A 13,359-nucleotide genomic window follows, 5' to 3' on the forward strand; every position below is an offset into this window, starting at 1 on the left:
GAGCGAGCTAGTTTTTCATGGTCACCATCAAGGTCGATAACCTCATCAACTTCGTGTCCGAGGTGTTTTCCCATTCGGAGTCCTCTCCGGACGAGGCGAAGCGCATCGCGACCTACCTGACCACCGCGAACCTCACCGGGCATGACAGCCACGGCGTGATCCGCGTGCCGGTCTATATCAGGTGGAAGAAGATGGGCTCGATCGTGCCGAACCAGACCCCCGAGGTCGTGGTCGACACGGCCTCGCTCGCGGTGGTCGACGGCAAGTTCGGCTATGGCCAGACCGTCACGCCTGTCGCAGTGAGGCTCGGCATCGAGAAGTGCAAGAAGGCGGGGCTTGCCGCCGTCGCGCTGCGCAACTCCGGCCATCTCGGTCGCGTCGGCGACTGGGCCGAAATGGCTGCCGCCGAAGGCCTCGTCTCGGTTCATTTCGTGACCGCGGCGGGCTCGCTGCTGGTCGCGCCCTATGGCGGCGTCGAGAAGCGGCTGTCGACGGCGCCATATTGCGTCGGCATTCCGCGCCAGGGGCAGGACCCGATCGTGCTCGATTTCGCGACCTCCGTCGTCGCCGAGGGCAAGTGCCTGGTCGCAAGCCGCGGCGGCAAGAAGCTGCCGATCGGCGCGCTGGTCGATGCCGACGGCACGCTGAGCGAGGATCCGCAGGTGCTGTATGGCCCTTACACGCCCGATGGGCCGCGCGACCACACCAAGGGAACCGGCGCGATCCGCGCCTTCGGCGATCACAAGGGCTCGGGTCTTGCCTTCATTTGCGAACTGCTCGGTGGCGCGCTGACCGGCACCGGCGCGACGTCGTCGGACCGGCGTTTCGCCAACGGCATGATGGCGTTCTACATCGATCCCAAGGTGATCGACACCAGCAACTTCTTCGACGGCGAGATCACCCGCTACACCGATTTCATCCGCGCCACCAAGCCGATCGCGGGCACGGAGTCCGTGCTGGTTCCGGGCGATCCCGAGCGGAAAACCCGTGCCGATCGCACCAGGAATGGCATCCCCTTGCCTGACGACACCTGGGCGGCGATAGTGAATACCGCGCGCGAAGTCGGCGTCAGCGAAGTTTCGATCCAGCGGGCGACCAGCTGAGGCTCGTCCCCCAATAAACCGCAAAGGGAAACGCGATCAATGGCAAACAAGGTCAAGCAAGTCTGGGCATCGGGCAAGGCGGTGGTGAACGCGTGGCTCGCGATCCCCTCCGGGTTCTCGGCCGAAGTGATCGCGCAATGCGGCTTCGACAGCGTCACCGTCGACATGCAGCATGGCGTGCAGGATTATCAGTCGATGGTGCAATGCTTCCAGTCGATGCATGCCCATCCGGTCACGCCGATGGTCCGCGTGCCGTGGAATGAGCCGGGCATCATCGGCAAGGTGCTGGACGGCGGCGCCTATGGCGTGATCTGCCCGATGGTCAACACGCCGCAGGAAGCCAAGAACTTGGTTTCCTATGCCAAGTACCCGCCGAAGGGCGTGCGCTCCAACGGCCCGATCCGCGCCGGCATGTACGGTTCGGCCGGCACCTATCAGCAGACCGCCAACGACGAGATCGTGCTGCTGCCGATGATGGAGACCAAGACCGCGGTCGAGAACATGGAAGCGATCCTCGATGTCGAGGGCATCGACGGCGTCTATATCGGTCCGTCCGATCTCGGCTTCTCCTACGGCCTGGTGCCGAAGCTCGATCGCGATGAGCCCGAGATCCTCAAGATCTACGAGAAGATCATCAAGGAGTGCGGCAAGCGCGGCCTCAATCCAGGCATCCACTGCTCCGGCGCCGAGGGCGCGGTGCGCGCGATCAACATGGGCTTCAAGCTCGTGACGCTGTCGAACGAAGTCGGCTTGATGCAGGTCTACGCCAGGATGCAGGTCAACCAGACTCGCGAGAAGTCCGGCGGCAAGGCGTAACTTGATCCTCTCCCTCGCTCCGCTCTCTTGTCCGCCGAAGCCCGTCTTCGGGCGAAGGCGGATGCGGGGAGAGGGTTGGGGTGAGGGGCTTCTATCCGGCGAGCACTTTGTTCGCGATTGCGCTTGTGCCTCGCCCCTCACCCGAATTCTCGCTGGGCGAGAATTCGACCTCTCCCCGTAAAGGACGGGGAGAGGTGAAGAAGAACCAAGGAGAACTCCCATGGCCTCGGCACAAGTGATCCGTCTGCATGCCGACGACAGCGTCCTGATCGCGCGCGCGAGTTTGCCGCCGGGGCTGGAGGTGACCGACGGCGTCACCACCGTCGATCGCATTCCGGCCGGCCACAAGGTTGCGATCAAGCCGATCGCGCAAGGCGAGCCGATCCGGCGCTACGGCCAGATCATCGGCTTTGCGACCCAGCCGATTGCGCCCGGCCAGCACGTGCATACGCAAAACTGCGGCATGGGCGATTTCGCCAAGGACTATGCCTATGGCGTCGACGTCAAGCCGGTGCCGAACTTCGATCTGCCGGCGACGTTCGAGGGCATCCGCCGCGCCGACGGCCGCGTCGCGACGCGCAACTATATCGGCATCCTAACCTCGGTGAATTGCAGCGCGCATGTCGCCGGCATCGTCGCCGACATGTTCAAGAAGAATCCGTTCACCGGCGACAATCCGCTGGCCGATTTCCCGAATGTCGATGGCGTCGTCGCGCTGACCCACAAGACCGGCTGCGGCATGACCCAGGACGAGCCGTTGGCGCTGCTTCGCCGTACGCTCGGCGGCTATGCGCGCCACGTCAATTTCTCCAACGTCATCGTGCTCGGTCTCGGCTGCGAGGTGAACCAGATCGGCGGCCTGATGCAGGAACAGAAGCTCGCCGGCCGCCTGCGCGCGATGGACATCCAGGAGGTCGGCGGCACGCGCAAGACCGTTGAAGCCGGTGTGGCCTTCGTGAAGGAAGCGCTCACGGATGCCAACAAGGTCAAGCGCGAGGCAGTGCCGGCGAGCGAATTGACGGTAGCGCTGCAATGCGGCGGCTCGGATGGCTATTCCGGCGTGTCGGCCAATCCGGCGCTCGGCGCGGCGAGCGATCTGCTGGTCCGTCACGGCGGCACTGTGATCCTCTCGGAGACGCCGGAGACCTACGGCGCCGAGCATCTGTTGACCCGTCGCGCCGTCAGCCGCGAGGTCGGCGAGAAGCTGGTCGGCCTGATGCGCTGGTGGGAGGAGTACACCCAGCGCGAAGGCGCCGAGATGAACGCCAATCCGAGCCCCGGCAACAAGGCCGGCGGTCTCACCACGATCCTGGAGAAGTCGCTTGGCGCGATGGCCAAGGCCGGCAGCACCAATCTCGTCGACGTCCTGCATTACGCCGAGCCTGTCACCAAGAAGGGTTTTGTGTTCATGGACACGCCCGGCTACGATCCTGTCGCCGCGACCGGGCAGGTCGCCGGCGGCGCCAATCTCGTCTGCTTCACCACCGGCCGCGGCAGTGTGTTCGGCTGCAAGCCCGCGCCGTCGATCAAGCTCGCCACCAACACGCCGATGTACAAGCGGATGGAAGACGACATGGACGTCAATTGCGGCACCATCCTCGACGGCGAGGAGAGCGTGCAGGAATGCGGCCAGCGCATCTTCGACCTGATCCTCAAGACCGCCTCGGGCCAGCCGACCAAGAGCGAGAGCTTCGATTTCGGCGGCGCCGAGTTCGCGCCGTGGGTGCTCGGCGCGACGATGTAGTTTAGGACTACGATTTAGCCTTACACTCCGCTGTCGTCCCTGCGAAAGCAGGGACCCATACCGCGTGATTCATCGATCAAAAGATGGTGGCAGACGTGTTGCACGTCACTACGGCCGGTGGCTATGGGTCCCTGCTTTCGCAGGGACGACGAGTTCTATTGACGCAACCTCCCAGATTGCGCTTCGCTCCATCCCGGCTACGGACTGGATGGGAGAAACATGCGCGTGCGCCGGTTGATTGGATGCCTCGCTTTTGTCGCGGCCTTGAGCCTCGGCATCGCCTCAGCTGACGCCGCGACCATCGTGGCGCTTGGCGCGAGCAACACCTACGGCAAGGGCGTGGCGCGCAACCAGGCCTATCCCGCGCAGCTCGAAGCGATCTTGCGGGCGAAGGGTTTGAGCGTCCGTGTCGTGAACGCCGGCATCAATGGCGACACCACGGAAGGAATGCTGCAGCGCCTCGACCGTGCCGTCCCGAACGGGACCCGCGCGGTGATCCTGCAGCCGGGCGGCAATGACCGGCGCAAGGGCAGCCCTGACCGGACCTCGGATATTCAAAGTCGACTGAGCGCCCGTGGCATCGCGGTGATCATGCTTCCTAACGGGATGCTGGGCGGGCTCCCGCATCAGCCCGACGGTGTGCATTTGACCCCAGAGGGCTACCACATGCTCGCCGAGCAGCTTGCCTCGCAGGTATCCAGCGCGGTCGGCCGCTAGCTGTCGCGTAGCCCGGATGAAGCGCAGCGCAATCCGGGACTCTTACTGCGGATGAAGACCCCGGATTTCGCTACGCTCCATCCGGGCTACGGATCTCTAGGAGGGCGGCATCTATGGTGAAAACGACCTATTGTTGGCGCTGCAAAATCGACATGCCCATGCTCGACGAATCAGAATGGGAGCAGGTTTGGCCTCATCTCCAGGCTGGCATCGAGGAAATACAGAACATCCGCCAGACTGACGGAATTGGCCTCTATGAGGCGAAGAAGCGGGTCTATGGTGAGGGTGCCTTACGACGGTATTTCGAAATTACTGGATTCCGGGAAACGAACGTTAATGCGATCTGGCACCACCGGCTGAGCTTGTTCGGGCCACCGTGCTCCTCGTGCGGCAAGCTATTGCGAACCCCACGAGCGAAATTCTGCGCGGCGTGCGGGACTCAAGTTGAGGAACGACGAGCCTAGACGGCGGCGGTTCGATCGGAGCCGCCGTTCTTGGCGAGAAAGGCTCCAAGCCGCTCCTCTCGTAGGCACCCCGTGCCCGTTGTTAGTGCTTGATGTCGACCGGAACCAGTGTTCTGCTCAAAAAAGCTGCTGGAGTCCTCGGTCCGTGTCGATCTTCGTCGCACTGCATCACGTCACGCACTACAAATACGACCGGCCGATCGATCTCGGGCCCCAGACCATTCGGCTCCGGCCCGCGCCGCATACCCGCACGCCGATCCTGAGCTACTCGCTCAAGGTCACGCCATCAAACCACTTCGTGAACTGGCAGCAGGACCCGCAGGGCAACTGGCTGGCGCGCTACGTGTTTCCGGAGAAGGCGACCGAGCTCAAGGTCGAGGTCGACTTCACCGCGCAGATGACGGTGGTCAATCCGTTCGACTTCTTCGTCGAGCCCTATGCCGGCAGCTTTCCATTCGAATATCCCGGCGATCTCAAGACCGAGCTCGCGCCCTATCTTGAGACCGACGAGCCCGGGCCATTGCTCGCGGCCTATCTGAAGGACATTCCGCGCAAGGCCGACTCGACCGTCAATTTCCTGGTCGAGCTGAACGCGCAGCTGCAGAAGAAGATCGGCTACGTGATCCGCATGGAGGCCGGCATCCAGACGCCGGAGGAGACGCTGGCCGCGGGCTCCGGCTCCTGCCGCGACTCGGCGTGGCTCTTGATCCAGGCGCTGCGCCATCTCGGGCTCGCCGCGCGCTTCGTCTCCGGATATCTCATCCAGCTGCGGCCCGACATCGATCCGCTCGAAGGGCCGCGCGAGGTCGAGAGCGATTTCACCGACCTGCACGCCTGGGCCGAGGTCTATCTGCCGGGTGCGGGCTGGATCGGTTTCGACGTCACCTCCGGCATGCTGACGGGCGAGGGACATATCCCGGTCTGCGCCACGCCGCACTACCGCTCGGCTGCCCCGGTGACCGGCACTGCGGGCTTCGCCAATGTCGAGTTCGGCTTCGAGATGAGCGTCAAACGGATCCGCGAGGCGCCGCGGATCACCAAGCCGTTTTCGGATGAGTCCTGGGCGCGGCTCGACCGGCTCGGCGAGCAGGTCGATGCCGATCTGCAGAAAGACGATGTGCGGCTGACCATGGGCGGCGAGCCGACCTTCGTCTCGGTCGACGATCTGGAATCGCCGGAGTGGAACGTCGCCGCGGTCGGTCCGACCAAGCGCGCGCTGGCCGACGAGTTGATCCGCAAGCTGCGCACGCGGTTCGCGCCCGGCGGCCTGCTGCATTACGGCCAGGGCAAATGGTATCCCGGCGAGAGCCTGCCGCGCTGGGCGTTCGGCCTCTATTGGCGCAAGGACGGCAAGCCGATCTGGAACAATGCCGGCCTGATCGCTTCAGTCGAAAATCCGGGCAAGGCTGAGATCGCCGATGCGGAACGCCTCGCGATCGGCATCGCCGCGCGGCTCGGCCTGAAGGCTGACCACGTCATGCCGGCCTTTGAGGACACTGCGTTCTGGCTCGAGCGCGAGGCCGGCTTGCCGGCCAATGTCAGCCCTGCGAATTCCAAACTGACCGATCCGGAAGAGCGCGCGCGGATGGCGCGGGTGTTCGACGAGGGGCTGACCACGCCGAAAGGTTATGTGCTGCCGATCCAGCGCTGGAGCCCGCTCGGCGATCGCGTGCCGGCGCGCTGGCGCAGCGAGCGCTGGAAGATCCGGCGCAGCCATCTGTTCCTCTTTCCGGGCGATTCCCCGCTGGGCTTGCGGCTTCCGATCTCTTCGCTTGAACACGTCGCGCCCGAGGATTTTCCCTACGTCATCGAGCAGGATCCGATGGCGCCGCGCGACGCGCTGGGGGAGATCGATCCGGAGCTGACGCTGGCGCTCAAGGACATTGAAGAGCCGCTGCCGGTGCGTACCGCGATGTCGATCGAGGTGCGCGACGGCGTGCTGTGCGCCTTCATGCCGCCGGTCGAGAAGGTCGAGGATTATCTCGAGCTGATCGCCGCGATCGAGGCTGCCGCTGCCGACGAGCCGCAACTGCAAGTCCATGTCGAAGGCTACGCGCCGCCGTTCGATCCGCGGATCGAGGTGATCAAGGTGACGCCGGATCCCGGCGTGATCGAGATCAACGTGCAGCCGGCACAAAGCTGGCGCGAAGCCGTCGACATCACCCTCGGCCTCTATGAGGACTCCGCGAAGACGCGGCTCGGCGCCAACCGTTTCCTGATCGACGGACGCCACACCGGCACCGGCGGCGGCAACCACATCGTGGTCGGCGGCAGCAAGCCGGAGGATTCACCGTTCCTGCGCCGGCCCGATCTGCTGAAGAGCCTCGTGCTATATTGGCAGCGGCATCCGTCGCTGTCCTATCTATTCTCCGGCATGTTCATCGGCCCGACCAGCCAGGCGCCGCGCATCGACGAGGCGCGGCATGACGGGCTCTATGAGCTGGAGATCGCGCTGTCGCACGTTCCGCCGCCGGGCATGGATGCGCCGCTGTGGCTGGTCGATCGGCTGTTCCGGCACATCCTGGTCGACATCACCGGCAACACCCATCGCGCCGAGATCTGCATCGACAAGCTCTATTCGCCTGATAGCCCGACCGGCCGGCTCGGTCTGGTCGAATTCCGCGCGCTCGAAATGCCACCTGACCCGCGGATGTCGCTGGCGCAGCAGCTCTTGATCCGGGCGCTGATCGCAAAGCTGTGGCGCGAGCCGCAGCAGGGCAAGTTCGTGCGCTGGGGCACCGCGCTGCATGACCGTTTCATGCTACCGCATTTCCTCTGGGAGGACTTTGTGGGCGTGCTCGCCGAGCTCAAGCAATCCGGCTACGACGTCGAGCCGGAATGGTATCAGGCCCAGCTCGAATTCCGCTTCCCCGCGTTCGGCCGCATCCACCACGGCGGCGTCGGCCTCGAGCTGCGGCAGGCGCTCGAGCCGTGGCATGTGCTGGGCGAGGAGGGCACCGCCGGCGGCACCGTGCGCTACGTCGATTCCTCGGTCGAGCGGTTGCAGGTGAAGGCGACCGGTTTCGTCGAGGGCCGCCACGTCATCACCTGCAACGGCAGGCGGATGCCGATGACCGAGACCGGCCGCGCCGGCGAGGCGGTCGCCGGCGTGCGCTTCAAGGCCTGGCAGCCGGCCTCCGGTCTGCATCCGACCATCCCCGTGCATGCGCCGCTGACGTTTGACCTGATCGATACCTGGAACGGCCGCTCGCTCGGCGGCTGCGTCTATCATGTCGCCCATCCCGGCGGCCGCAACTACGAGACCAAGCCGGTCAATTCCTACGAGGCCGAGGCGCGGCGGCTGGCGCGCTTCCAGGAGCACGGTCATACCCCCGGCAGGATCGAACCACCGCCGGAGGAACGCACAATTGAGTTTCCCTTGACCCTCGACTTGCGGACGCCGCTCCTGCAGTAATTGGGTGCAGGGGAAGTGAAATGTCAGTGTCGGGTGGTCAAGGCAGCAGTCAGGAGAGCAGGGCCCGTCCCGGTCAGCGCCGGATGGCGCAGTGGACCCGCGACTATGTCCGGCTGCCCGGCATTCCCGATGAATATATTGCCGAGAACGGCGCGCCGCGGCCGGTCTGGGCGCGCTTCTTCGACGCCTTTGCCGGGCTGTCGCCGGCCGACATCGAGCGCCGCTTCGCCTCCGCCGATCGCCATCTGCGCGAGGCCGGCGTCACCTATCGCGCGCCCGGCGACACGTCCGACCGGATTTGGCCGCTCAGCCATCTGCCGCTGATCATCGATGCGGCCGATTGGCGGCAGCTCGCCGCCGGTGTCGCGCAGCGCGCGCAGCTTTTGGAAATGGTGCTTGCCGATCTCTACGGCGACGGCCGTCTCGTCGCAGAGGGGGCGATTCCCGCCGCAGCGATCGCCGGCAGCAGTGAGTATCTGCGCGCGGTCAGCGGCATCAAGCCGCCCGGCGGCCGCTATCTGCATCTCTATGCCGCAGACATCGGCCGTGGGCCCGACGGCCGCTGGTGGGTGCTCGGCGATCGCACCCAGGCGCCGTCGGGCGCGGGTTATGCGCTGGAGAACCGCCTGGTGCTGTCACGCGCCTTCTCCAACCTCTACAAGTCGATGAATGTCGAGCGTGTCGCGCCGTTCTTCGAAGCGTTCCGCGATTCGCTCCGCGCCAGCGCCGATCGCGACGAGCCCCGGATCGGCCTGCTGACGCCAGGGGCATTCAGCGAGACCTATTTCGAGCACGCCACGCTCGCGCGCTATCTCGGCTTCCTGCTGGTCGAGGGCGACGACCTCGCGGTCTCCGGCGACCGCATCCATATCCGCACCGTCGCCGGATTGAAGCGGCTCGACGTGCTGCTGCGCCGGGTCGATTCCAACATGCTCGATCCGCTCGAGCTCGACGCCTCCTCCTATCTCGGCGTACCCGGGCTCGTCGAGGTGCTGCGCAAGAGCGGCGTCGTGGTCGCCAACATGCCGGGCTCGGGCGTGATGGAGGCGAGGGCGCTGCTCGGCTTCCTACCCAGCCTGTGCCGGCGTCTGCTCTCTGAAGACCTGATGATGCCGCACATCGCGACCTGGTGGTGCGGCCAGAGGTCCGCCCGCGAGCAAGTGCTCTCGCGGCTCGACGAATTCGCGATCGAAGGCGCCTATGGCCGCGGCGTTGCGGATTTTCCAGGCCACGGGCCGGTGCTCCCGGGCGAACTGTCGGCCGCGGACCGCGACCGCCTGAAGGATGCGATCAGCCATCGCGGCATCGACTATGTCGGCCAGGAACTGGTGCGGCTGTCGACCACGCCGGTGTGGGAGAACGGCCGCATCGCGCCGCGTCCGTTCGTGCTGCGGGTGTTCGCGGCGGCGACGCCGAACGGCTGGACCGTGTTGCCCGGCGGCTTCTGCCGGATTGCCGATCGCGCGGATGCGCGCGCGGTGTCGATGGGCGATGGCGCGGTGTCCGCCGACGTCTGGGTGGTCTCCGACAAGGCGGTTGCGACCTCGACATTGCTGCCGGCGGTCGACACCGTCCGCATCCGCCGCATCGCCGGTGTGCTGCCGAGCCGCGCCGCCGACAATCTGTTCTGGCTCGGCCGCTATCTCGAGCGCGCCGAAGCCACCATTCGCTTGATCCGCGCGCTGTGCACGCCGCTGCGCGATCCTGCGCGGGCGAATTCGACCGGCTCGACGCCGGCGATGCATTCGGCCGAGCGCATCCAGCGCATGCTGGTTACCTGGGGCGCGGCCTCGCAGACCGCGCGCGCCAATCCCGCCAAGGTCGCGCTCGAAGCGTTGCAGAACGAGGAGAAATTCGGCTCGGCGCTGTCGCTGGTGCGATCGGCGCAGCGCACGGCCACCTCGCTGCGCGAGCGGCTGTCGCCGGACGCCTGGCAGGTCATCACCGAGATGGCGGACCGGCTTGCGATCGAGGTTCACGACGATGACGGCGTCGTCAGCGCCGCAGAGCTGACCTTGCAGGAGCTCGCGAGCTTCGCCGGTCTCGCGCAGGAGAACATGAACCGCGCCGCCGGCTGGCGCTTCCTCGAGATGGGCCGTCGCGCCGAACGCGCCATCAACACCACGCGCTTTGCCCGTCAGTTCGCCTATGACGAAGCCGGCGACGAGGATCTCGACGTCCTGCTGACGCTGGTCGATTGCCAGATCACCTATCGCTCGCGCTATCTGGTGCAGCCGCTGCTGACACCGGTGCGCGATCTCGCCGTGCTCGATCCCTATAATCCGCGCTCGGTCGCATTCCAGGTCGCGGCGCTGAACGGGCATATCGCCGCGCTGCCGAGCTTGAAGGAGCACGGCCTGATCGAGCGGCCGCAGCGGCTTGCGGTCGCGGTCGAGGCGATGTTGACGACGGCCGAAGCCGGCAGCCTCGACGTCAAGACGCTGTTCGCGCTGGAGCAGGACCTGCTCAACCTCGCCGACTCGGTCGGACTGCATTATTTCCCGCACGGACCGAACGCCAGCCGGCCGGAGAAGCTCACGGGGCTGGCGTGATCTACGACATCCGTCACGTCACGACCTACAGCTACGAGACCCAGGTCAGCTTCGCGCGCTGCTCGCTGCGGCTCGAGCCGATCACCGGCGACGGGCAGGAGCTGGTTTCCCATTCGGTCGAGATTCGCCCGAAGCCCGCGGAGCGCACCGCACGGCGCGACTTTTTCGGCACGCTGACCGAAAGCGTCCTGATCGAGACCGCGCATCGCAGCCTTCGCATCGATTCCCGCTCGCGGGTCTCCGTGGCGCGGCAGCCGCCGGCGCGTGACGCGGCGAGCCCGTCGTGGGAGTGCGTGCGCGACAACGCGTTCGAGGCATTGAGCCTCGATGCCGGCTCGCCGGTCGGCTATGTCTTCGCCAGCGCGCTGGTGCCGGTGCTGCGGCCCGTGACGGCCTACGCCTCGGCGAGTTTTTCACCTGGCGGCGGCATCCTTGCCGGTGCGGCCGACCTGATGCGCCGCATCCGCGGCGACTTCAAATACGATCCGAAGGCGACCGTGATCTCGACGCCGCTTCGCGACGTGTTCGAGAAGCGCCACGGCGTCTGCCAGGATTTTGCCCATGTGATGATCGCGGGGCTTCGCGGCCTCGGTCTGCCGGCGGCCTATGTCAGCGGTTATCTGCGCACTATTCCGCCGCCGGGCCAGCCGCGGCTGCAGGGCGCGGACGCAACCCACGCCTGGGTGTCGGTCTGGTGCGGCAGCGAGCTCGGCTGGGTCGGGTTCGATCCGACCAACGATCTCATGGTCGCCAACGACCACATCATTCTCGCCATCGGCCGCGACTTCGCCGACGTCTCGCCGGTCGACGGCGTCATCGTCGGCGCGCGCAAGCAGAAGCTCAGCGTCGCCGTCGACGTGTTGCCGGTGGAGTGAGCCGAGGCGGGCAGGCGCGTGCCGCCGCGATCTCGATCAGGCGACCTGCCGCTTGCCCGATTTGTCCCACCCGATCGGGCTGATGATGACCCGGTCGCGGCCTTCATGCTTGGCTTGATAGAGCGCGAGGTCCGCGGCCTTGAGCAGATCGCGCGATGTGCGTTCGTGATCCGGGACGAGGCAAGACAGTCCGATGCTGACAGTCGGCAACTCATGCTCGGATTCGCGCGCAGCGGTCAGCTTCGCGCGGATCTGCTCGGCAACCTCCAATGCACCCGCTTTGCCGATGCCGGGCAGCAACACCGAAAACTCCTCACCTCCGTAGCGCGCGCCGAGATCGGTCGCGCGCTTGGTGCTGGTTGCGATGCACCGTCCCACAGTGGCGAGCACGGCGTCGCCGGCCTGATGGCCATACGTGTCGTTGAAGGTCTTGAAATGATCGACGTCGATCATCAGAAGCGATACCGGCGACTTTGCGCGCATGCCACGACGCCATTCGACGTCAAGCGTATCGTCGAGGCGGCGGCGGTTGGCGAGGCCCGTCAGCGCATCGGTGTTCGCGAGGTGCGCGAGCCGGCCTTCAGCGGCGGCCCGCCGTTTGAGAGCGGCCAGCAGGTAGAACATCAGGACGATCGAGAAGCCGCAGAGCGCCGCCACCACGCTTCCGATCAGCCAGAGCTGCTGCCACCAGTCGGCATAGATGCCGTCGAGCGCGAGGCCCTCGGCGATCAGCAGGGGATGGTGTCCGACCGCCTGAAAGACATAGAGCCGGTTGACATGATCGACGAGCGATTTCGTCATGTAGGAGCCGGATTGCCGTGCCGGGAACTGCTTGAAGACCTGTGAGTCCCTGATGCTTTGCCCGATCTTGGCGATGTCGAACGGTGCTCGCATCAGCATGACGCCATCGGTGTTGAACAGCGCCATGCTATCGCCGAGGCCGAAGCTCAGCTTGCGAAACAGATTGTGGAAATAGCTGAGCCGCATGCTGCCCGCGACCACGCCGGCAAAGGACCCGTCGTCATTGCTGATGCGGCGGCTCAGGCTGATCAGATATTCGCCGTCTGGAGTCACCCAGGGAGCGCTGATGAACAGTCCGCTGTCGGCTCGCGCCTGATGCACCCGGAAGAAGTCCCGATCGGCGAAACTTGCAGTCCGCGGCGTCAATGTCCGGGAATCGAGCGTGACGTCTCCCGCCGTATTCAGCACGAGGATCGAGCCGAGATCCTTGGCGGTGGCGGCGCGGTCGAACAGCACGACCTGGCGAAGCTCCGGGCTGATCTTGCCGAGTTCCGGCAGCTTGACGCCGTCGGCGACGGCCTGAAGCGACAGGTCATAGAGCTCGATGTTGCGATCGATCTCGCTGGCGATGGAGGCGACGAGGTTGGTCGCGCCCTCCTTCGCATGCTGATAGTCCTTGCCGGCCATCTCCCAGAGAATGGACGCGCTGATCGCCGAAAAGCACAAGACGAGACCGATACCGAGCGCGAGGAGCCGTTTGGTCGGCACCGCCTTCGGCTTTGGCAACAGTCCGTTCATTGCTCGCTTCCACTTCCCCGCGCCCCCGCGCACTTTGTGTTTCTATAGGGGCATCAAATTGAGAAAGGCGAGCGCAAGCACAGGCAATTTGCGCCCGCGCGTTGCGATAGTCTTAACCATTCCAGGTTGGTCCG

The 13,359-nt window shown here is 65.5% G+C and carries 8 protein-coding genes; 7 read left to right on the top strand and 1 reads right to left on the bottom strand.

Features of this window, described 5'->3' with window-relative positions:
* Positions 1-17 precede the first annotated feature (17 nt).
* The 7 genes from ACOIX3_RS13265 to ACOIX3_RS13295 all read left to right on the top strand — a co-directional run bounded on the left by ACOIX3_RS13265 (position 18) and on the right by ACOIX3_RS13295 (position 11,686).
* Positions 18-1,103, top strand: a complete 1,086-nt coding sequence (locus ACOIX3_RS13265) for a malate/lactate/ureidoglycolate dehydrogenase (RefSeq protein ID WP_420970259.1) — start codon at positions 18-20, stop codon at positions 1,101-1,103.
* A gap of 39 nt (positions 1,104-1,142) precedes the next feature.
* Complete coding sequence (locus ACOIX3_RS13270) at positions 1,143-1,919, top strand: HpcH/HpaI aldolase family protein (RefSeq protein WP_092125098.1); 777 nt, start codon at positions 1,143-1,145, stop codon at positions 1,917-1,919.
* A 220-nt stretch (positions 1,920-2,139) separates the two neighbouring features.
* Positions 2,140-3,663: a UxaA family hydrolase gene (locus ACOIX3_RS13275; RefSeq protein ID WP_420970261.1), complete on the top strand. Its 1,524-nt coding sequence runs from the start codon at positions 2,140-2,142 to the stop codon at positions 3,661-3,663.
* A 219-nt stretch (positions 3,664-3,882) separates the two neighbouring features.
* Positions 3,883-4,380: a GDSL-type esterase/lipase family protein gene (locus ACOIX3_RS13280; RefSeq protein ID WP_420970262.1), complete on the top strand. Its 498-nt coding sequence runs from the start codon at positions 3,883-3,885 to the stop codon at positions 4,378-4,380.
* A 609-nt stretch (positions 4,381-4,989) separates the two neighbouring features.
* Positions 4,990-8,259, top strand: coding sequence for a DUF2126 domain-containing protein (locus ACOIX3_RS13285; RefSeq protein WP_420970263.1), 3,270 nt, complete (start codon positions 4,990-4,992; stop codon positions 8,257-8,259).
* Positions 8,260-8,279: 20 nt separating this feature from the next.
* Entirely contained in the window at positions 8,280-10,811 is a 2,532-nt protein-coding gene (locus ACOIX3_RS13290; RefSeq protein ID WP_420970264.1) for a circularly permuted type 2 ATP-grasp protein, read from the top strand.
* On the top strand, positions 10,808-11,686 hold the full coding sequence (locus tag ACOIX3_RS13295) for a transglutaminase family protein (protein ID WP_420970266.1): 879 nt from the start codon (positions 10,808-10,810) through the stop codon (positions 11,684-11,686). The genes ACOIX3_RS13290 and ACOIX3_RS13295 overlap by 4 nt, the downstream gene beginning before the upstream one ends.
* A 36-nt stretch (positions 11,687-11,722) precedes the next feature.
* Here the strand turns inward: ACOIX3_RS13295 and ACOIX3_RS13300 are convergent, their stop codons facing one another.
* Positions 11,723-13,225, bottom strand: a complete 1,503-nt coding sequence (locus tag ACOIX3_RS13300) for a sensor domain-containing diguanylate cyclase (RefSeq protein ID WP_420970267.1) — start codon at positions 13,223-13,225, stop codon at positions 11,723-11,725.
* Positions 13,226-13,359: the final 134 nt, after the last annotated feature.

The sequence above is a fragment of the Bradyrhizobium sp. B120 genome (genome assembly GCF_049075665.1).
Classification (GTDB): domain Bacteria; phylum Pseudomonadota; class Alphaproteobacteria; order Rhizobiales; family Xanthobacteraceae; genus Bradyrhizobium.